Here is a 20,385-nt window from a genome sequence, read left to right as displayed (position 1 = left end):
GTGCAGTCATCAGGGACTCTCGCGGAGGCGCGTCCGCCCCAAGCGAAGACACCGATCGTTTTTCACGGAAAGGCTGCGGCCGTTCCGTTTGCCGCCACCACCCCAGCGGGCGTCGGCGGGGCCGCCTCACCCGGCCTCCGGCGATTCCCGTTTTTTTCCCGTCCTGAGCGAAGGTAGGATCAGGCAAGCGGGTGTTGGCTGCAGAGACGGCTGGGACCATGAAACGGAAACTCGCTACGATTCTCGCCGCCGACGTCGCGGGTTTCAGCCGGCTGATGGCGGAGGACGAAGAGGCGACGGCACAGACGCTGGGCGCCTATCGCGAAACCATTGCCGGCCTCGTTGCCGAGCACAGCGGCCGCATCTTCGGGACGGCGGGCGACAGTGTCATCGCCGAGTTCGCCAGCCCGGTTCAGGCGGTGCGTACGGCCGTCGCCATCCAGCGCGCCCTCCATCGCCACAATGCCGACCTGTCGCAGCAACGGCGCATGCAGTTCCGTATCGGCATCAACCTCGGCGACGTCATGGCCGAGGACGACGACCTGCTGGGCGACGGCGTCAATGTAGCAGCCCGCCTGCAGGAGGTCGCGCCTCCGGGCGGCATCTGCATCTCCGGCGCGGTGAACGACCAGATCGTCGGCAAGCTCAACTTCCCGGTCTTCCACCTGGGCGAACGCGACCTCAAGAACATCCCCCGCCCGGTGCAGGTCTATCGCGTCGACTGGCATCCGGACGACCCCAGCGCGACGGGCGTGCTGGGCGGGGAGCTGGCGCTGCCGAACAAGCCCTCCATCGCCGTCCTGCCCTTCGTCAACATGAGCGGCGAAGCCGAGCAGGAGTATTTCGCCGACGGGATCACCGAAGACATCATCACCGCCCTCTCCCGCTATCGCTGGTTCTTCGTGATCGCGCGCAATTCCAGCTTTGCCTACAAGGGGCGCGCGGCCAACGTGAAGGAGATCGCCCGCTCCCTTGGGGTCCGCTATGTCCTGGAGGGCAGCGTGCGCAAGGCGGGCCAGCGCGTGCGGGTGACGGGGCAGCTCATCGACGCGGAAACCGGCGCCCATATCTGGGCCGAGCGCTACGACCGTGGCTGCGAGGACATCTTCGCGATCCAGGATGAGATCACCGAGAAGGTGGTCGGCGCCATCGAGCCCGAGATCCTCATGGGTGAAGGCCTCCGCATGATCCAGCAGGCCAAGGCCGACCCCGACGCCTTCGACTGCTGTTTACGCGGCATCTGGCATCACTATCAGTCAACCGCCGAAGACTACACAGAGGCGGAGAAATGGCTGCGTCGCGCCGTCGAGATCGACCCGAAGTACGCGCGCGGCTGCATGGCCCTGGCGCGCGTGCACTTCGGCCGCTGCATCTTCGGCTGGAGCCGCGACGTCACGGCCGACTGTGCGGAGATCTCCCGGCTTGCGGAGCAGGCCGTCGCGCTCGATCCGCGCGACCCCTATTGCCACTATGCGCGTTTCGCGGGGGAGCTGATGGCGGGCGAACTGCACAAGGCCCTGGCCTCGGCCCAGCGGGCGATCGATCTGAACCCTAATTTCGCCCTCGCCCACCTCGCCCTCGGCTGGGTGCGCGTCTATCTCGGGCATTTCGACGAAGCGCTCGACCCCCTCCTGCGGGCAATTCGCCTCAGCCCCAACGATCCCCTGATCTTCATTTTCATGAGCTACATCGCCCTGGCCCACTACCACCTCGGCAGCCATGAGGAAGCCTTGCACTTCGCCGAGCGGGCGCTGGCGGTTCGCCGCATGCTCCTTGATCTCGTCGTCGCGATCGCGAGCCTGGGCATGCTGGGCCGGACCGAGGAGGCGGCGCCGCTGATCAGCGACCTGGCCTCCGTGGCCCCGCTCGATGCCGAGGGCTATTGGCGCGCCGTGCACCCCTACACCGATCCGGCCCACAGGGAACAGCTCTTCGAGGGCCTGCGGCGGGCCGGGATGACTTTCGGCGACACCGCCGTGGGGGCGGCCTGAGCCGGCGCCACCCCGGCCCCCTTCCTCCTATTCCATTTCCGGCACCGCCGCATCGAAGCGGCTGACGTTCCCCTGGAACAGGCGGAAGACCGCGTCCTGCGGCTCCGCCATGGCGAGAACCTCCTCGCGCGTGGCGGCGAGGTAGAGGCCGCGCAGCACCTTGCCGGCGAGGCCGTGGCTGACGACGATGAGCCGGGCGTCCTCGGGCTGCTCGGCAAGCCAGGCGCCGACGCGCTCGGCCACCAGCGCATAGCTCTCCCCGCCGGGCACCCGGTAGTGCCACCTGTCGGCCTCCCGCGCCTGCCACTGCTCGGGGTAGAGATCTTCCACCTCGTCATAGATCTCGCCCTCCCAGTGGCCGAAGCCGTGCTCCATGAGGCGCGGCTCCTCGATGATTTCCGCCGGGTTCTTGCCGATGACCGCCGCGACGCAGCGCGCCGTGGCCAGGGTGCGGCCCAGGGGGCTGGCGACCAGGGTGAAGCCGGAGAAGTCATCGATCGCCCGGCGCAGCGCCCCGCCCATGGCCACGGCCTGGGAGAGGCCGCGCTCGGTCAGCGGCGAATCGCCATGGCCCTGCAGACGGCCCTGCCGGTTCCATTCGGTTTCGCCATGCCGCAGGAGATAGATCATCGCCGCAATCCTGAAAAAAATGGGATCCTGAAGAAGAAGGTGCGCCCGGTTCCGGGCGGTGACAAAATCGGCGCCCGCAAGGCGCCGTAAACCAATTGTTAGTAATGTTTCTGTCATGTCCTACAACATCTTGAGGGAGCCTGCAGCTTTCCGTTAGGATCGCCGCGCTGCTTTCCCGCCCCCGCCGCCCGATGCCCCAGGCGACAACCCGATAACCAACCCCATGGCCCCGCTGCCGATATGGATCTGCTGACGGTCACTCACACGACGGTCTATCGCTACCGGCAGCCGGTGCGCTTCGGCGAGCATCGCCTGATGTTCCGCCCGCGGGACAGCCACGACCTGCGCCTCGCCGACTCGGCCCTGACCATCACGCCGGGGGCGGAGGTGCGCTGGATGCACGACGTCTTCTCCAACTCCATCGCCATCGCCTCCTTCGAGGAGCCGGCCGCGGAGCTGCGCTTCAGGAGCCGCATCGTGATCGAGCACTACGGCCTGGAGAACCCCGAGTTCGTCATCGAGCCCTATGCCCAGACCTATCCCTTCAGCTACCCGGCCGAGGAGATCCCGGACCTGGGCCGCTCGGTGGAGCGCGACTACCCGGACCCGGACCGCAAGATCGACGCCTGGGTGAGAGGTTTCCTCAACGGCGGCGGCCAGGTGCGCACCCAGGACCTGCTGGTCAACATCACCAAGGCGATCCACGAGCAGTTCAGCTACACCCGGCGCTATTCCCTGGGCACCCAGAGCCCGGTGGAAACCCTGGAAAAGGGCAGCGGCACCTGCCGCGACCTGGCGATGTTCATGATGGGGGCGGCGCGCGCCCTGGGCCTGGCCGCGCGCTTCGTCTCCGGCTACCTCTATGACCCGGCGCTGGACAACACCCTGCCCGGCGGCGCCGCGCAGGATGCGATGGGGAACGGCGAGTACGGCAACGAGATCCGGGGCGCCGGCGACACCCACGCCTGGGTGCAGGTCTACCTGCCCGGCGCCGGTTGGGTGGAGTTCGACCCCACCAACGGCCTGGTCGGCGGCGCCAACCTGATCCGCGTCGCCGTGGCGCGCGAGCCCTTCCAGGCGGTGCCCCTGCAGGGCACCTTCTTCGGCGCCGCCGAGGACTTCATCGACATGGAAGTCGAGGTTCGCGTGACGCGCGGCGGTTGAGCTCTTTTTGCGTCGCTGACAGCGGTTCCAGCGGGCCGCCACCGAAAATTCCGCAGGAATTCCTTCCGATCAACTTCTCACCAGAGCGTCACCCGAACGTGACTGGCCTGTGATCGTGGAACTCCGTAACGTCCTCACCCATGAGCCGCCAAACCTCTTCACGCCGAACCCCCGCACTCAGCGCCTTGAGCGCCCTGGCCCTGGCCGCGGCAGCCGGCCTCGCCCTCTGGGTGGCGGAGCCGGCCCGCGAAAGCCGCGCCGCCGCCGAGGACAGGCAGCCGCTGCAACTTGCCGAGGGCACGGGGATGAAGCGCCCCGTGGTGGTGGAGCTCTACACCTCCCAGGGCTGCAGCTCCTGCCCGCCGGCAGACGAATTGCTGGGCGAGCTGGCCGCACAGCCGGGCGTCCTCGCCCTGTCGTTCCACGTCGACTACTGGGACTACATCGGCTGGAAGGACCCCTTCGCCGCCGCGCAGTACACAGAACGCCAGCGCGACTACGCCGCCAAGCTGGGCCTGCGCTACATCTACACGCCGCAGATCGTGGTGGACGGGCGCCACGACGTGGTGGGCAGCAAGCGCCGCGCCGTCGCCCGCGCCATCGAAGAGTCCGCCAAGGCCGAACCGCCGCTGACCGTGACCCTGGACGAGGCCGACGGCGGCCAGGTGCGGCTTTCCGCCGGGACCGCGCCGGCCGGCGGCGCCACGGTGTGGCTGGTCACCTTCGACGACAGCCACAAGACCCAGGTGGCGCGCGGCGAGAACAGCGGCCGCGCGCTGACCAACAGCAACGTGGTGCGCGAGCTGACGACGCTGGGCACCTGGACCGGCGAAGAGAAGAGCTTCCCGCTGGACCTGGCCGCCGCCCGCGCCGAGGGCCGCGGGGGCTGCGCCGTCATCGTGCAGCAGGGCCGCGGCGGGCCGGTCATCGGCGCCGCGATGATCGACCTGGACGGGACGTCCTGACGGCTGGCGCCGAACACTCATCCTTCGAGACGGCCGCTCCGCAGCCTCCTCAGGATAAGGCGAGCAGCTCAACCACTCTGAAGAAACGAGCCTCACCCTGAGGAGGTCCGAAGGACCGTCCCGAAGGGCGAGGCGGGCAGCCGCACCGTTAGCCCGCCAGCAGGCCCTTTTCCACCAGCTTGCAGAGACGTTGCGAGAAGGCCGCCGCATCGGGCAGCGGCTCGCCCTCGATGATGCGCGCCTGGTCGAGCAGCAGCCAGGCCGCGTCCTCCACCGTCTGGCCCGCACCATCCTTGCCGACCTGCCCGGCCAGCGCCTTGACCAGCGCATGGTCGGGATTGATCTCCAGGATGCGCGAGGAGGTGTGGTCGAGCTGGTTCTGCTGCTTCAGCAGGCGCTCCAGGTGCATGTCGAGATCGCCGTCGTCGGCAACCAGGCAGACCGGGCTGGAGGTCAGGCGCTTGGAGGCGCGCACGTCCTTCACCGTGTCCTTCAGGGTCAGCTTCACGAAGGCGATGAGGGAATCGACCGTCGGGTCGGCCTCTTCCTTCGGTTCTTCCTCGCCCTCTTTCTTCTCCGCCTCGCCGATCTTCTCCAGGTCGACGCCGCCGCGGGTCACCGACTTGAAGGGCTTGCCGTCGTAGTCGGGCACGGTGGAGAGCCAGAAGTCGTCGACCGGGTCGCTCAGGAGCAGCACCTCGATCCCCTTGGCGGCGAAGCCTTCCAGCTGCGGGCTCTTCGCCAGCGCCGCGGGGTCGTCGCCGGTGATGGTGAAGATCGCTTCCTGGCCCGGCTTCATCGCCGCCACGTAGTCGGCGAGGCTCACCAGCCCGTCGCGGGTGGTGGAGCGGAAGCGCGCCAGTTCCAGGAGCGTCTCGCGCTGCTGGCCGTCCTCGTAGAGGCCTTCCTTCAACACCGCGCCGAAGGTGTCCCAGAACTTGGCGTAGTCCTCCGGCGCCTTCTCCGCCTTCTTCTTCAGCTCGCCCAGCACCTTCTTGCAGATGGCCTGGCGGATCTTGGCGAGGCGCGGGTTGTTCTGCAGCAGCTCGCGGCTGACGTTCAGCGGCAGGTCCTCGGTGTCGACGATGCCGCGCAGGAAGCGCAGGTAGGGCGGCAGCAGCTCCGAGCAGTCGTCGGTGATGAAGACGCGCTTCACGTAGAGGCGCACGCCGGGCTTGCGGTCCGGATGAAAGAGGTCGAAGGGCTTCTGCGAGGGAATGAACAGCAGGCCGGTGTATTCCATCACCCCCTCGGCCTTGAAGTGCAGGCGCAGCCAGGGCTCGTCGAAGGTGTGGCCGACGTGGTGGTAGAACTCCTTGTACTGCTCCTCGGTGATCTCGTTCTTGGGCCGGGTCCACAGCGCCGAGGCGGCGTTCAGGGTCTCGTCGGGCTCGTCCTCCTTCTTCGATTCCAGCACCACCGGCACGGCGATGTGGTCGGAGTAAGTGGCGACGATCTGGCGGATGCGTGAGGGGTCGAGGTACTCCACCTCCGCCTCGCGCAGCTGCAGGACGATGCGGGTGCCGCGCGCCGGGGCGGCGTCGTCCTCGACGATGGTGAACTCGCCCTTGCCGTCGGAGGTCCACTTCCAGCCCTGGTCCTCGCCGGCGCGCCGCGTCGAGACCTCGACCTTCTCGGCCACCATGAAGGCCGAGTAGAAGCCGACGCCGAACTGGCCGATCAAGTTGGCGCCTTCCTGCTTGCTTTCCAGCTGCTGGACGAAGGCGGCGGTGCCCGAGCGCGCGATGGTGCCGAGGTTCTCGATCAATTCCTCGCGGTTCATGCCGATGCCGTTGTCGGCGACGGTGAGCGTCTTGGCGGCGGGATCGGCCTTGAGGCGGATCTTGAAGGTGGTGTCCTCGCCCAAGAGGTCGGACTGGGTGAGGGCCGCGTGGCGCAGCCGGTCGCAGGCGTCCGAGGCGTTGGAGATCAGCTCCCGGAGGAAGATCTCCTTCTCCGAATAGAGCGAGTGGGCGACGATATCGAGAAGCCGGCTGACCTCGGCCTGAAAGCTAAGATGTTCTTCCGCCATTACCTTTGCGTCCGTCTCTTGCTGTCCGTTTGGGTCCGTTTGGCGCTTGCTGCGTAGAATGGCCGCGCCCCAGGCACGGGCCGGGACCGCGTGACATATGTGCGCAATCCATGTTGACTGCAAGTCTCTTGGCCGCCCGGTCGGGGCTGCAAAGGGGCCGGAAAGGGGAGCTGACGCCATGGCGGAAGACCGCAAAGCGGCGGATCGCGCCAAGGAGCGCGCGGAGATGCTGCGCCTCATCGACGCGGAGGTCGAAGAGACCGCGCACTGGCTGGGCAAGGACAAGCTGGACCCGCGGGTCCACGAGGCCCTGGCCCGCACGCCGCGCCACGCCTTCGTGCCGATGATGGAGGAGGCCTACGCCTACGAGAACCAGCCGCTGCCCATCGGCCTGGGCCAGACCATCTCCCAGCCCTATATCGTCGCCATCATGACCGACCAGGCGAACGTCGGGCCGGGCAGCCGGGTGCTGGAGGTCGGCACCGGCTCCGGCTACCAGGCGGCGGTGCTGGCCGAGCTGGGCTGCGAGGTCTGGTCCATCGAGGCCCTGCCGGAGCTGGCCGAGGAATCCGCCAAGCGCCTGAAGGAGCTGGGCTACGGAAAGGTCCACTGCCGCCAGGGCGACGGCGCCAAAGGCTGGCCGGAGGCCGCGCCCTTCGACGCCATCCTGGTGACCGCCGCGGCGACGGCCATCCCCCCGGCCCTGGTCGACCAGCTGAAGCGCGGCGGGCGCATGATCCTCCCGCTGGGCCCGCCCGACGGCGCCTTCCGCTTCACCTCGACCCAGCGCCTGCTGCGCATCGAAAAGGCCGAGGACGGCAGCCTTGCCGAAGAGGTCATCCTGCCGGTCGCCTTCGTGCCGCTGGTCTCGCCGCCCGAGGACGACGCCCCGGACGAGGATGGGGACGAGGACTAAGCTCCCAAGAAGACGCCCCGAAATCGTCACGCGCCTGCCATAGGAATCCCCAAGGGAAGGCTTGCAATGGGGCGATAAAGTCCCGATTCTCTGAGGTGTTATGTCGCTCTTCGCGCAAGGCCGGGTGACCGCCGTCCTCGGCCCCACCAATACCGGCAAAACCTATCTGGCGATCGATCGCATGCTCGGGCATTCGAGCGGCATGATCGGCTTTCCCCTGCGCCTGCTCGCCCGCGAGAACTACGACCGCATCGTCCAGATCAAGGGCAAGAGCCAGGTGGCGCTGGTCACCGGCGAGGAAAAAATTCTGCCCCCCGGCGCGCGCTACTTCTGCTGCACGGTGGAGTCCATGCCGGTCGACCGGCCGGTCGCCTTCCTGGCGATCGACGAGATCCAGCTCTGCGCCGATGCGGAGCGCGGTCACGTCTTCACCGACCGCCTGCTGCACGCCCGGGGGCTGGCCGAGACCATGTTCCTGGGCGCCGAGACCATCCGCCCGGTGCTGCAGAAGCTGGTGCCGGAGGCCGAGTTCGTCACCCGGCCGCGGTTCTCCACCCTCAGCTACACCGGCCCGCAGAAGCTGACGCGGCTGCCGCCGCGCTCGGCCGTGGTCGCCTTCTCCGCCGCCGAGGTCTACGCCACCGCCGAGCTGCTGCGCCTCCAGCGCGGCGGCACCGCCGTGGTGCTGGGCGCGCTCAGTCCACGCACCCGCAATGCCCAGGTCGCCCTCTTCGAGGCCGGGGAGGTCGACTACCTGGTCGCCACCGACGCCATCGGCATGGGCCTGAACCTGGACCTGGACCACGTCGCCTTCGCGCGCCTGCGCAAGTTCGACGGCCGCGGCCGGCGCCGCCTCACCGCGCCGGAGATCGGCCAGATCGCCGGACGCGCCGGACGCCACATGAGCGACGGCACCTTCGGCACCACCAGCGAGATCGGCCCCCTGAGCGAGGAGCTGGTCGAGGCGGTGGAGAACCACAGCTTCGACCCCATCTCCTTCGTGCACTGGCGCAACATCGACCTGGACTTCCGCGATCCGGCGAGCCTGCTGAAGAGCCTGGAGCGCCGCCCGCCGCGCCCGGAGCTGCTGCTGGTGCGCAACGCCGAGGACCAGCTGGCCCTCTCCACCCTGGCGCGCGATCCGGAGATCGCCCAGCTCGCCACCTCGGCCGATTCCGTGGCCCTGCTGTGGGAGGTCTGCCAGGTGCCGGACTTCCGCAAGATCCTCTCCGACCACCACGCGCAGCTGCTGTCCCAGATATATACGCGCCTGATGCGCAACGACCTGCGCCTGCCCGAGGACTGGGTCGGCGGGCAGCTGCAGCGCCTGGACCGCGTCGACGGCGACATCGACCACCTGATCCAGCGCATCGCCCATGTGCGCACCTGGACCTACATCACCCACCGCGGCGACTGGCTGGAGGACAACGACCACTGGCAGGGCCGCGCCCGCGCCATCGAGGACTCGCTCTCCGACGCTTTGCACGAGCGCCTGACCCAGCGCTTCGTCGACCGCCGCACGGCGGTGCTGGTGCGCCGCCTGCGCGGCGAGGGCGAGCTGATCGGCGCGGTGCGCAAGAGCGGCGAGGTGCTGGTGGAGGGCGAGTTCGTCGGCCGCCTGCAGGGCTTCGACTTCCAGCCCGACGAGGAGGTGACCGGCGAGGACGCGCGGCCCCTGCTGACCGCGGCGCGGCGCGCGCTGACCGGCGAGATCCCCCGGCGCATCAAGCAGCTGGAGCAGGACAACGACGGCGCCTTCACCCTGGTGGAGGACAAGCTGGCCTGGCGCGGCGTGCCCTTCGCGCGACTGGCCGCCGGCGACACCGTGCTGACGCCCCGCATCGAGGTGCTGGCCAGCGACTTCCTGGACGGCCCCGCCCGCGAGCGCCTGCGCAAGCGGGCCATCACCTGGCTCAGCCGCCATATCCGCAACCAGTTGAAGCCGCTCTTCGCGGCGCAGTCGGCCGAGCTGGCCGCGCCGGGGCGCGGCCTGCTGTTCCAGCTGGTCGAGGCCCTGGGCACGCTGCCGCGCCGGCCGCTGAAGGAGCAGCTCGCGGCACTGACCAAGGCCGACCGCAGGGCCCTGTCGGCGCTGGGCGTGCGCCTGGGTGCGGTCAGCCTGTTCCTGCCGAAGCTGCAGCAGCCGCGCATGCTTGCGCTGCGCGCGCGGCTCTGGGCGATCCGCCAGGGCTGCCCCCTGCCCGCCCTGCCGCCGGAAGGCGCCAAGACTTTCGACCTGGCGGCCGGACCGGGCGAGGCCTATGCCGGGGTGCCGAAGCTGGAAGACTTCTGCCACGCCGTCGGCTACCGCCGGGTCACGCGCAAGAGCGGCCCGGCGCTGGCGGTGCGCGCCGACGTGCTGGAGCGCCTGTCGCGCGAGGTCTACAAGCGCGCGACGGCGAAGCCCGAAGCCCCGAAGGCTGACGTCCTTACGCCTGAAACCGGGAAGCCTGAAGCCGAGACGCCAGAAGCCGCGAAGGTGGAGTCCGAGGCGGCGCCTGAACTGGCGGCGGAAGCGGCAGCCCCGTCCCCGATGGAGGACGCGGCGCCGGCCCCGGCCGAGGCTGCGGTGGTGGCGCAAGCATCTCCGGTGCCGCAACCGGAAGCGCAGTCCGCCGAGACAGCGGAAGCCGGGAAACCGACAGACGGGAAGCCTGAGGACGAGACGCCGAAAGTCGAGAAGCCCAGGGCCGAGCGGAAAGCACGCAAGAACGTCCCCATCGCCGCCGATGCGGCCCTCTGCGCCCTCGCCGACTGCGGCGAGGCCGATATGGAAGCGCTGCTCTTCGCGCTCGGCTACCGCCGCCACGGCAGCAGCGACGGCGTCACCACTTTCGTCCGCAAGGGCCCCCGAAAGGACAGGGGCAAGGAGGGGGGCAAGGACGGGGGCAAGGAAAGCGCCGCCCGCCGGAAGGCGAAACCCAAGGCGCGCGGCAAGGGCGACACCGCCGCCCCGGCCGAGGCGCGCGGCAAGGCCCGGCCCAAGGGCAAAGGCAGGCCCCGGGACAAAGACACCCGCAAGGGGGAGGGCAAGGGCAAGCCGCTGGACAAGGCGGCCATCGCGGCGCGCAAGGCGCGCCAGGAGGAAGCGCGCCGGCGTGAAGAAAAGCGCATGGCCGACTCGCCCTTCGCGATCCTCAAGCAACTCTCGCTCGGCGGCGAATGAGCGACGCGGGAAGCCCTCAGGACAGCGCCAACCAGGCGAGCCCCGGTCAAGCCAGCCTGCGCGCCGACAAGTGGCTGTGGCAGGCCCGCTTCTTCAAAAGCCGCAGCCTCGCCACCCAGATCTGCCAGGCCGGCAAGCTGCGCCTCTCCGGCCAGGGCGTAGTCAAGGCTCACTACAAGGTGAAGGTCGGCGACGTGCTGACCTTCCCCCAGGCGCGCCACATCCGCGTCATAAAGGTGCTGGCCCTCGGGACCCGCCGCGGCCCGGCCAGCGAGGCGCAGGCGCTCTACGAGGACCTGAAGCCGCCGGAAGCGGAAAGCCGCCTGCCCAAGGGAACGCCCGACGCGCTCGCCACGGCCCCGCGCGAGCCCGGCAGCGGCCGCCCCACCAAGCGCGACCGCCGTGCCCTGGAGCGCTTGCGCGACACCGAATAGGATGCGCTTGCGCGACACCGAATAGGATGCGCCTGCACGACACCGAATAGGATGCGCTTGCGCGACACCGAATAGGGTGCGCCTGCGCAATGCCGGGCAGCGATCGCCTGCGCGACGAGAGCTGATGCCCTCGCTTCCCCATATAGCGGCGTCCCCCTAGGATGACGCATGTTCGACGCCCTCACGCTGGCGGCCATCGCCGCCGTCTTCCTGCTCGCCGGCTTCGTGAAGGGCGTGGTCGGCTTCGGCCTGCCGACGATCGCCCTGGCGCTGCTGGCCGTCGCCTTCGGCGTGCCGCAGGCCATGGCGCTGATGCTGGCGCCGGCCTTCGTCAGCAACATCTGGCAGGCACTCGCCGGCGGCGGCGCGCCGCAGGTGCTGCGCCGCATCTGGCCCTTTCTGCTGGCAGCCGGCCTCTTCATCTTCGTTGGCGCCCTGGCGCTGACGCGCGTCGAGCTGCGCTGGCTCTCCGCCCTGCTGGGCGTCGTGCTGATCGTCTACGCGCTGGTCAGCCTCGCCGGGCTGCACTTGAGTCTTACCGCCAGGCAAGCCCGCTGGGCCGGCCCGCTGATCGGCGCGGTGAACGGCGTGCTGACCGGCATGACGGGATCCTACGTGGTGCCCGGCGTGCTGTTCCTGCAGGGCATCGGCCTGCCGCGCGACCAGCTGATCCAGGCCATGGGGATGCTGTTCCTCACCTCCACCATCGCCCTGGGCCTGGCGCTGAGCGGTAACAACCTGCTGAGCGGCGAGCTGGGCCTGCTGTCCGCCGCGGCGCTGGCGCCGGCCCTGGCCGGCCTGGCGCTGGGCCAGGGCCTGCGCCGCCGCCTGCCCGAGCCGCTGTTCCGCAAGGTCTTCTTCGCCGCCCTGCTGGCGCTGGGCGCCTACATCATGGCCCGCGCGCTGTGAGGCAAAGGCGCTAGAGCTTGTCCAGCAGCGAGTAGTAGAGCATGCCGACCACCAGGCTCGGCCAGCGCAGCAGCGCGCCGCCGGGAAAGCGCGGCGTCGGGATCTCGGCGAAGACGTCGAAGCGCTCGGCCTGGCCGGCGACGGCCTCGGCGATCACCTGGCCCGCCAGCGTGGTCAGCGCCACGCCCTGCCCCGAGAAGCCCTGGGCGTAGAGAATGTCCTTCTCCAGCCGCCCGAAGGCCGGCAGGCGGTTCATGGTGATGGCCACCTTGCCGCCCCAGGCGTAGTCGACGGCGACATCTTCCAACTGCGGGAAGACGCGCAGCATGCATCTGCGCACCAGCCCGGCGATGTCTTCGGGGTAGCTCATGCGGTAGCTCTCGCCGCCGCCGAACAGCAGGCGGTGGTCCGCGGAGAGGCGGTAGTAGTCGATCACGTACTTGCTGTCGGCCACCGCCGCGCCGTTGGCGATGAGCGCGCGGGCGCGCGCCTCGCCCAGCGGCGCCGTGGCGATGACGAAGTTGTTGATCGGCATGATGGTCGAGGAAATCGGCGGCGCCAGGTTGCCCAGGTGGCCGTTGCAGGCCAGCACCAGGAAGTCGGCGGAGACCCGCCCCGCCGCCGTGCGCACCCCGGGCCTGCCGTTCTGCCGGACGATCTCCAGGGCCGGCGACATCTCGTGGATCACCGCCCCGGCCTCGCGCGCCGCCCTGGCCAGGCCCAGCACGTAGTTCAACGGATGCAGGTGCCCCGCGTCGCTGTCCAGGTAGCCGCCGTGATAGCGGTCGCTGGCGACCAGCGCGCGCAGCTCCTCCCGGCTCAGCGGGCGGACGTGTTCATAGCCGTAGTCGTCGCGCAGGAAGCGGGCGTGATCCTGCATCTCGCGGGCATGGGACCCCTTGATGCCGGCGCCGATGATGCCGGGCTTCAAATCGCAGTCGATGCCATGCCGGGCGATGCGCTGCTTCACCAGGTTTTTCGATTCCTCGCCCAGCTCCCACAGCAGGCGCGCGCGGTCCTTGCCGACGATCTTCTCCATGGTCTCCGGATCGACGCGCTGGCCGCCGGAGAGCTGGCCGCCGTTGCGCCCGGAGGCGCCCCAGCCGACGCGCTGGGCCTCCAGCACCACCACCTTGTAGCCGCGCTCGGCCAGGTGCAGGGCCGTGGCGATGCCGGTGAAGCCGCCGCCGACGACACAGACGTCGCAGGTGACCTCGCCCGCCAGCGGCGGGGCCGGGTGCAATTCCCTGGCGGTGGCCAGGTAGTAGGAAGGGGGGTAGGGATCGCTTTGCTGCAGGGTGCTCACGGGGCCAACTTCGCTTTTTGTGGGACCGCCTTCTCGATGACGACTGTTGCTACTGCTTCTCGAACCAGACCGCCAGGTTGTTGGCGGGCAGTTCCGCGACCTGGGGCGCGGCGAAGCCGGCCCTGGCCGCCAGTTCGGCCACCGCCTCAAGGTCGCGCACCCCCCAGGCCGGGTTCTGGGCGCGCAGGGAGGCGTCGAAGGCCTCGTTCGAGGGCGCCGTGTGGGCGCCGCCGCGCTTGAAGGGCCCGTAGAGGAAGAGGCCGCCGCCCGGTTTCAGCACCCGCGCCGCCCCGGCGACGAGGCCCTCGGCCGCCGCCCAGGGGGCGATGTGGATCATGTTGCAGCAGACGACGGCATCAAAGGGCGCATCGACGGGGCCGTCCGGCGGCGAGGTTGCCCCCAGCCAGTCCTCCCGGGTGGCATCGAGGTCGAGCGGCGGCGCCAGGTTGTCGCGCCCGCCGGCCTCCAGATGGTCGGCGCGGTAGGCGGCGATGCTGGCCCGGTGGACGGGCTCGGGATCGCTCGGCTGCCAGGTCATGCCGGGAAAGGAGGCCGCGAAGTAGAGCGCGTGCTCGCCGGTGCCGCTGGCCACCTCCAGCACCCGCCCGCCGGCCTGGACCTCCGGCGGCAGCCAGGCGGCCAGGGCCTGGGCGATGGGCAGGCGGTTGCGCTGCGTCGCCGGGGCGTGCAGGCGCATCTCGGGGGAGAAATCACCCGATTTCTCGCGGGAGTTCTCACGGGCGTTCTCACGGGCGTTCTCTGGGGGCGGGATGCTGTTGTCCGACATGCTTTCAACCCTTCGACGAGAGGCAAGCTATGCCAGGGCGCCGGGGGCCCGGCAAGGGCCAAAGACCGCAAGTTCCCTGGGGTTGCAGACCTTGCCGGGGGGTGATAACCAGTGCCGTGCTTGAGCGACTGAAAGCTTTACTGGGCGACCGCCCTGACGCGCGCGGCGTGGCCGGCGGGCAGACCGACAGGTTGCAGCTGGCGACCGCCGCCTTGCTGGTCGAAGCCGCCGAGATGGACGCCGACTTCGGCGCCGAGGAGCGGGCCAAGATCACCGAGCTGGTGGAGCGCCGCTTCGGCCTGAGCGCGGCGGAGAGCCAAACGCTGCTGCAGGCGGCGCGCGATAAGGTGGAGCAATCGGTCGAGGTCTTCGGCTTCACCCGCGAGATCAAGAACGCCTTCTCGGCGGAAGAGCGGATCGAGATGATGGAAATGCTGTGGGAGGTCGCCTACGCCGACGGCGAGCTGCATGACCTGGAGGCGAGCCTGATGCGCCGCCTGGCCGGGCTGCTGCACGTCAGCGACCGCGACAGCGGTCTGGCGCGCAAGCGCGTGCTGGCCCGCCACGGCCCGGAGGACTGACGCGCCCCCTAGCCAGCCAGCGACCGCCCCAAGGCCGCGGCGTCACGGAGAGATAACTGCTGGATTGCCGCCGCCGGGCGGCCGCATGAGGAGAGTGAAGTCGATGACCTATGTCGTCACCGAAGCCTGCATCAAGTGCAAGTACATGGATTGTGTCGAGGTCTGCCCCGTGGACTGCTTCTACGAGGGCGAGAACATGCTGGTGATCCACCCCGACGAATGCATCGACTGCGGCGTCTGTGAGCCGGAATGCCCGCCGGAGGCCATCGTGCCCGACACCGATCCACAGGCGGAGACCTGGCTGGAACTGAACCGGGATTACTCGGACAACAGGTGGCCGAACATCACCCGCAAGGGCGAGGCGCCGGCCGACGCCGACACGTACCGCGAGGAAGCGGACAAGTACAAAAAGTACTTCTCGGACAAGCCCGGCAATACCGACGGCTGACGGCTGCAGAAGAGCGCCCGCGGCCGACTGTCGGGCCGCAGTAGCGCTGGGATTAAATTCTTTGGTTAATCCCTGTGGATCAAATGGCCGGGGTCGCGGTATTAACCACCGCGGCCCTTGCCGCCTTTGAGGCCAAGTGTTTCCAAGGAAAACAACGGCCTTTCGCAGCTGCGGTAGTTGTTTTTCCACAGTCAATGTGATAAATTAGTTACATGAAATTTTGAGCGACAGCAGCGCGCCGTCGGGAGGCCGATGGCGCGGTTGTTCGTTTCGTCTCCCACTCTTGCGCAAGGGTCGCCAAAGGCCCAAGTCGAGGGCGGACAATAGTGAAGGCCCCCAAGTACCCCGGGGATCGGGTACTCCGGTGATCGGGACTTGGCGGCGGCAATGGGTGACCTGGCATTGCGTTGTGAGCGCATCGCGCTATGCGACGGTCCCGGACAGGCGTTGAGGACAATTCGGTCGGGTGTGACGTTCCGTACAGGGGGACGCCTCGGGCGAACCAGATGCCGATTGGAGAGAGCGGAGCATGGCAAAGAGCGAATACGGTGAAGGTGATTATGTTGTTTACCCGACCCACGGCGTTGGCCGCGTGCTGGGGATCGAGACGCAAGAAGTCGGTGACATTACCCTCGACCTGATTGTCATCAAGTTCGAAAAGGACCGCATGACCCTGCGGGTGCCCGTGGACAAGGCCGCCAATTCCGGTCTGCGCAAGCTGTCCAGCCGCAAGATGATGGACACCGCGCTGACCACCCTGAAGGGTCGCAGCCGCGCCAAGCGCACCATGTGGAGCCGCCGCGCGCAGGAATACGAAGCCAAGATCAACTCCGGCGACCCGGTGTCGATCGCCGAGGTGGTGCGCGACCTGCACCGCAGCGCCGACCAGCCGGACCAGTCCTACAGCGAGCGCCAGATGTATCAGGCGGCCCTGGACCGCCTGGCCCGCGAACTGGCCGCCGTCGAGAAGATCGACGAGGACGCCGCGGCCCTGAAGCTGGAAAAGCTGCTCGCCGCCTGAGCGCGACCAGAGATCCTGTTCAGCAACCGCCCTGCTCTTCGCGTAAGAGCAGGGCGGTTTCTTTTAGGGGCCTGCGACGCCGGCGCCCCCTCCTTCACAGCAAATTGTCCCCGACAAAACCGGCGAATCGTGAGATTCTGCCGCCGGGGTCGCCAACTATTCGAGGATTGAGCGCCGACGCTATGGGGGATCGGCAAAAGTTCACGATTCTGCGCAGCATCCGGCGTGGCGGTCCCCATCGCGTCTGGGCGGTCTCCTCCATTCATGGCGAGGCCGAGGCGCTGGGCCGCCTGCACCGCGAGCTGACCGGCCGCCTGCGCTACGGCGACCGCCTGGTCTACCTGGGCAACCTGATCGGCCGCGGCCCGGCGGTGGCCGCCACCGTAGACGCCCTCCTGCGCTTCCGCGGCCTCTTCATGGCGCGCCCCGACACCTTCGCTTGCGATGTCGTGCACCTGCGCGGCAGCCAGGAGGAGATGTGGCAGAAGCTGCTGCAGCTGCAGTTCGCCACCGATCCCCGGGCGGTGCTGCAATGGATGCTGGACCAGGGCGTCGCCGCCACGCTGGAGTCCTATGGCTTCAGCCCGACCGAGGGCCTGCGCGAGGCCGCCGCCGGGCCGCGCCAGCTGACCCGCTGGACCAGCGCCCTGCGCCAGGGCATCCAGGACCACCCCGGCCACTGGCAGCTGCTGGGCGGCCTGCGCCGCGCCGCCTACAGCCCGCCGCCGGGCCAAGACCAAGACGCTGGCCCCGCAGGTGCGCCCCCGTCGAACGCCCCCTGGGGCCTGCTGTTCGTCAACGCCGGCCTGGACCCCAACCGGCCGCTGGAAGCGCAGAAGGACAGTTTCTGGTGGGGCAGCAGCGGTTTTTCCTGCCTCGCCGCGCCCTACGGCGGCTACCGACGGGTGGTGCGCGGCTTCTGCCCACAACACCCGGGTCTGGAACTGGGGGAATTCACCGCCACGGTGGACGCGGGCTGCGGCTTCGGCGGCCCGCTGCTGGCTGCCTGCTTCACCGAGGACGGCGAGCTGGTCGAGCAGATCGAAGCTTAATTACTGAAAGACAATGTGAATCCTGCAACCGGCATCGCGGCCGGAGGGCCTGAATTCACAACCTTGCCGGGTGTATGAGTTCAACAAATCGCGAGCCGTGTGGTGATCCATAGCCAAGCCCCCTGCGTATCCCCTAGTGTAATGGTCGGGTAATTGCCGGAAGGCTCGTCGCGGGAGCCTCGCCGAGCACAGGTTGGGAGATGGCAAGCATGCCTCAATTTGAAGACTCGCAGGCTCAGCGGGCCCAGGCCCGGTTCATCCGCCAGTCCATGGCCGAGCCCCTGCTTTCCCGCGACCGGGAATATCACCTCGCCCGCTCCTGGCGCGAAGACGGCGACGCGGATTCCCTGCAGGAGCTGATCCGCGCCTACACGCGGCTGGTGGTCTCGCTGGCCGCCAAGTTCCGCAACTACGGTCTGCCGATGAGCGACCTGATCCAGGAGGGGACGCTGGGGCTGCTGCAGGCCGCCAGCCGCTTCGAGCCGGAGCGCAACGTGCGCTTTTCGACCTATGCCTCCTGGTGGATCCGTTCGGCCATGCAGGACTTCATCCTGCGCAACTGGTCGATCGTGCGCACCGGCACCACGGCGTCGCAGAAGACCCTGTTCTTCAATTTCCGCCGCCTGCGCGCGCGCATCGAGGAAGCTTCGGGCCGGCCCTTCGACGACGACGGCCGCCAGGCCGTGGCCGAGGAGCTGTCGGTGCCGCTGGCCGACGTGAACCACATGGAAGGCCGCCTCTCCATCGCCGACCAGTCGCTGAACGTGCGCATCGGCGAGGACGGCGAGACCGAGTGGCAGGACCAACTGACCGACGAGCGCGCCAATCCGGAAGACCTGGTGATCTCCATCCACGACGGGATGACCCGCAACGAGTGGATCGAGCAGGCGCTCCTGGAACTGAGCCAGCGCGAGCAGACCATCATCCGCCTGCGGCGCCTGAGCGACGATTCGGCGACGCTGGAAGAACTGGGCCAGGCCCTCGGCGTCAGCAAGGAGCGGGTGCGCCAACTGGAACAGCGCGCCCTGCAGAAGATGAAGGGCCTGCTGCTGGAGCGCGTCGGCCGCCCCGCGGACCTCTTCGCGGAAATCTAGTTTTAGGGATCACCCCTCGCCGCGCAGGCGGAAGACGCCGATGTCGCCGGCGCGCCCGCGCATCTGGTGGGAGCCCAGGTCCTCGACCTGCCAGGCCGGGCCGAGCTGCGCGCGCGTCGCTTCCGAGATCAGGATAACGGCTGCCTGCGCGCCGGCAGCGACCTCCTTGCCGAAGGCCTCCAGCCGGTTGGCCAGGTTCACCGTGTCCCCGATCAGGGTGTAGTTCACCCGCCCCGGCGCGCCGATGTTGCCGACGATGGCCGGGCCGGAGTGAATGCCGATGCGCAGGCGCACCGGCGGCAGGCCCCTTGCCACCCGTGCACGATTGTCGCTTTCCAGCACCGCGTCGATGGCCAGCGCCGCCCGGCAGGCGCGCTCGGCGTGGTCCGGCTGGTCGTCCGGTGCGCCCCAGAAGGCCATGACCGAATCGCCGATATACTTGTCGAGCGTGCCGCCGGTCGCCTCGATCTCAGCGGCCAGCTGCCCGAAGTGGTGGTTCAGGAAGTCGGCGGTTTCGCGCGGCGTCAGCTTCTGGCTGGCGGCGGTGAAGCCGACGATATCGGTGAAGATCACCGTGACAGGGCGCTCCTCCGACTGCACGCCGTCCTCGCCAAGTTGGATGAGCCGCAGCACCAGGCTGCGCGGCACGTAGGTCTCGAACCAGCGTAGGCCGGACAGCATGGCGTTGAAGGCGCCGGCTGCGCTGTCCAGTTCGCGAAAGGCGCTGCCCTTGGCCTGCGGCACGCGGCGGAAGTCGAAGGTGCTGACCGCGCGCGCCGCTTCGGCCAGGTCGCGCACCGGCCGCGCGATCTTGCGGCCCAGCACCACGGCGGTGAGCAGGGAGAGCACCAGGATGGCCAGCCCGATCCAGCCCGCCAGCGCCAGGCGGTCGGTTTCCGAGGAATCGATCTCGCTCTCCAAGACGTAGATGCCCATGTAGAGCTGCCGGGGGCCGTAGCCGCCGATAACCCGGTAGAGATAGTAGACCTCGTCACCGGGCAGCGGGCGCCAGTGGCCGAGCAGCGAGCCGCGGAAGTCCTCCAGCAGCTCCATCGGCTTCTTGTCGTCGTTCCAGATGTCCGCGAGCTGGGGGTCGCCCAGCTCCGCCAGGCCCGGCAGAGGCTTCTCCGAGCCAAGCCCCAGGCTCTGGCCGCCGTCGATCAGGCTGGGATGCGCCAGCACCCTGTCACGCCCGTAGAGAATGAAGGGATGGAAACCGGTCTTCAGGGCGTAGTCGTCGACGAAGAGCGACAGCGCCCGCACCGAGACCACCGAGGAGACGACGCCGATGTAGCGCCCCTGGCGGATCACCGGCGTGGTCACGGCCAGGTGCGGCTGCTTCAGGGAGGGCACCCAGAAGACGCCGCCCCAGCGCGTCCCGGAATCCGCCGTCGTCTCTTCAACCAGCCGCCGGATCTCCGGATCGGCTTCCGCCTGCTCGAAGAGGCGCAGAGTGCCGCCGGCGTCGCGGCCGACGCGCAGCGACCAGCCTTCCTGCGCGAAAAACCCGATCCCGGTCACCTGCGGCGCGGCGGCCAGCGCCCCCAGCATGGCGTCGGCCAGCTGGTCCCGGTCACCGGGATCGACGTCGCCGGTATCGACGATGCGGGCCAGGAACTCCGTTTGGTCGCGCGCCGCGCCCAGGTGGATGTCGATGCGATCGATCAGCCCGGCGACGGCGGTGTCCGCCGTCTGGCGCAGCAGGGCGACGGTGTTCTTCTGCGCCGTGCCGAGGGCCACCAGCAGCACCGCCGAGACCGCCACCAGCACCAGCAGGCCGAAGCCGGAGATCAGCACCCCGGCGATGGTCGGCCGCCAGCCGCGGCACGCCGCCGCTTCCGGAGCCTTGGTCCTGTCGGCGGCGCCGCCGGGTATTGCTTCGGTCATGG

The 20,385-nt window shown here is 68.9% G+C and carries 17 protein-coding genes; 12 read left to right on the top strand and 5 right to left on the bottom strand.

Annotation, left to right across the window (positions count from 1 at the left end):
* Positions 1-218: 218 nt before the first annotated feature.
* Positions 219-1,991, top strand: coding sequence for an adenylate/guanylate cyclase domain-containing protein (locus H7X47_RS02015; RefSeq protein ID WP_193366935.1), 1,773 nt, complete (start codon positions 219-221; stop codon positions 1,989-1,991).
* Between the two features lie 27 nt (positions 1,992-2,018).
* Here the strand turns inward: H7X47_RS02015 and H7X47_RS02010 are convergent, their stop codons facing one another.
* Positions 2,019-2,621: a histidine phosphatase family protein gene (locus H7X47_RS02010; RefSeq protein ID WP_193366934.1), complete on the bottom strand. Its 603-nt coding sequence runs from the start codon at positions 2,619-2,621 to the stop codon at positions 2,019-2,021.
* 240 nt (positions 2,622-2,861) lie between these two features.
* On the opposite strand from H7X47_RS02010, the gene H7X47_RS02005 reads away from it, so the two are divergent.
* Together H7X47_RS02005 and H7X47_RS02000 are read left to right on the top strand one after the other, a co-directional pair.
* Positions 2,862-3,785, top strand: a complete 924-nt coding sequence (locus tag H7X47_RS02005) for a transglutaminase family protein (protein WP_193366933.1) — start codon at positions 2,862-2,864, stop codon at positions 3,783-3,785.
* Positions 3,786-3,925: 140 nt separating this feature from the next.
* Positions 3,926-4,750, top strand: a complete 825-nt coding sequence (locus tag H7X47_RS02000; RefSeq protein ID WP_193366932.1) for a DUF1223 domain-containing protein — start codon at positions 3,926-3,928, stop codon at positions 4,748-4,750.
* 148 nt (positions 4,751-4,898) lie between these two features.
* On the opposite strand, the gene htpG is transcribed toward H7X47_RS02000, so the two are convergent.
* A complete protein-coding gene (gene htpG, locus H7X47_RS01995) occupies positions 4,899-6,782 on the bottom strand; it encodes a molecular chaperone HtpG (RefSeq protein WP_193366931.1) in 1,884 nt (627 codons plus the stop codon).
* A 178-nt stretch (positions 6,783-6,960) separates the two neighbouring features.
* On the opposite strand from htpG, the gene H7X47_RS01990 reads away from it, so the two are divergent.
* From H7X47_RS01990 to H7X47_RS01975, 4 genes are all read left to right on the top strand, one after another.
* Positions 6,961-7,698: a protein-L-isoaspartate(D-aspartate) O-methyltransferase gene (locus tag H7X47_RS01990; RefSeq protein ID WP_193366930.1), complete on the top strand. Its 738-nt coding sequence runs from the start codon at positions 6,961-6,963 to the stop codon at positions 7,696-7,698.
* A 100-nt stretch (positions 7,699-7,798) separates the two neighbouring features.
* Positions 7,799-10,864 carry a helicase-related protein gene (locus H7X47_RS01985; RefSeq protein ID WP_193366929.1) on the top strand — a complete coding sequence of 1,022 codons (3,066 nt, stop codon included), beginning with the start codon at positions 7,799-7,801 and terminating at the stop codon, positions 10,862-10,864.
* Positions 10,861-11,298, top strand: a complete 438-nt coding sequence (locus H7X47_RS01980) for an RNA-binding S4 domain-containing protein (RefSeq protein WP_193366928.1) — start codon at positions 10,861-10,863, stop codon at positions 11,296-11,298. The genes H7X47_RS01985 and H7X47_RS01980 overlap by 4 nt, the downstream gene beginning before the upstream one ends.
* 168 nt (positions 11,299-11,466) lie before the next feature.
* The gene (locus H7X47_RS01975; protein WP_193366927.1) at positions 11,467-12,207 is read left to right on the top strand and encodes a sulfite exporter TauE/SafE family protein; all 741 of its coding nucleotides are present in this window, start codon (positions 11,467-11,469) and stop codon (positions 12,205-12,207) included.
* A gap of 10 nt (positions 12,208-12,217) precedes the next feature.
* On the opposite strand, the gene H7X47_RS01970 is transcribed toward H7X47_RS01975, so the two are convergent.
* Positions 12,218-13,513 (bottom strand): NAD(P)/FAD-dependent oxidoreductase, encoded by a 1,296-nt coding sequence (locus H7X47_RS01970; protein WP_193366926.1) that lies wholly within the window; start codon positions 13,511-13,513, stop codon positions 12,218-12,220.
* A gap of 49 nt (positions 13,514-13,562) precedes the next feature.
* On the bottom strand, positions 13,563-14,300 hold the full coding sequence (locus H7X47_RS01965; RefSeq protein WP_193366925.1) for a DUF938 domain-containing protein: 738 nt from the start codon (positions 14,298-14,300) through the stop codon (positions 13,563-13,565).
* A gap of 116 nt (positions 14,301-14,416) precedes the next feature.
* Between H7X47_RS01965 and H7X47_RS01960 the strand changes: the two genes are divergently transcribed.
* The 5 genes from H7X47_RS01960 to H7X47_RS01940 all read left to right on the top strand — a co-directional run bounded on the left by H7X47_RS01960 (position 14,417) and on the right by H7X47_RS01940 (position 18,496).
* Positions 14,417-14,881, top strand: coding sequence for a tellurite resistance TerB family protein (locus H7X47_RS01960; protein ID WP_319633504.1), 465 nt, complete (start codon positions 14,417-14,419; stop codon positions 14,879-14,881).
* Between the two features lie 103 nt (positions 14,882-14,984).
* Positions 14,985-15,329, top strand: coding sequence for a ferredoxin FdxA (gene fdxA, locus H7X47_RS01955; protein WP_193366923.1), 345 nt, complete (start codon positions 14,985-14,987; stop codon positions 15,327-15,329).
* A gap of 529 nt (positions 15,330-15,858) precedes the next feature.
* The gene (locus H7X47_RS01950) at positions 15,859-16,350 is read left to right on the top strand and encodes a CarD family transcriptional regulator (protein ID WP_193366922.1); all 492 of its coding nucleotides are present in this window, start codon (positions 15,859-15,861) and stop codon (positions 16,348-16,350) included.
* Between the two features lie 182 nt (positions 16,351-16,532).
* Entirely contained in the window at positions 16,533-17,402 is an 870-nt protein-coding gene (locus tag H7X47_RS01945; RefSeq protein ID WP_193366921.1) for a hypothetical protein, read from the top strand.
* A gap of 209 nt (positions 17,403-17,611) precedes the next feature.
* Entirely contained in the window at positions 17,612-18,496 is an 885-nt protein-coding gene (locus H7X47_RS01940) for an RNA polymerase factor sigma-32 (RefSeq protein ID WP_193366920.1), read from the top strand.
* Positions 18,497-18,505: 9 nt separating this feature from the next.
* Here the strand turns inward: H7X47_RS01940 and H7X47_RS01935 are convergent, their stop codons facing one another.
* Positions 18,506-20,383 carry an adenylate/guanylate cyclase domain-containing protein gene (locus tag H7X47_RS01935; RefSeq protein WP_193366919.1) on the bottom strand — a complete coding sequence of 626 codons (1,878 nt, stop codon included), beginning with the start codon at positions 20,381-20,383 and terminating at the stop codon, positions 18,506-18,508.
* Positions 20,384-20,385: the final 2 nt, after the last annotated feature.

This window comes from Pelagibius marinus (genome assembly GCF_014925385.1).
Classification (GTDB): domain Bacteria; phylum Pseudomonadota; class Alphaproteobacteria; order Kiloniellales; family Kiloniellaceae; genus Pelagibius; species Pelagibius marinus.
Note: the sequence above shows the minus strand (reverse complement) of the source record. Positions and strands in the feature narration are given on the sequence as shown.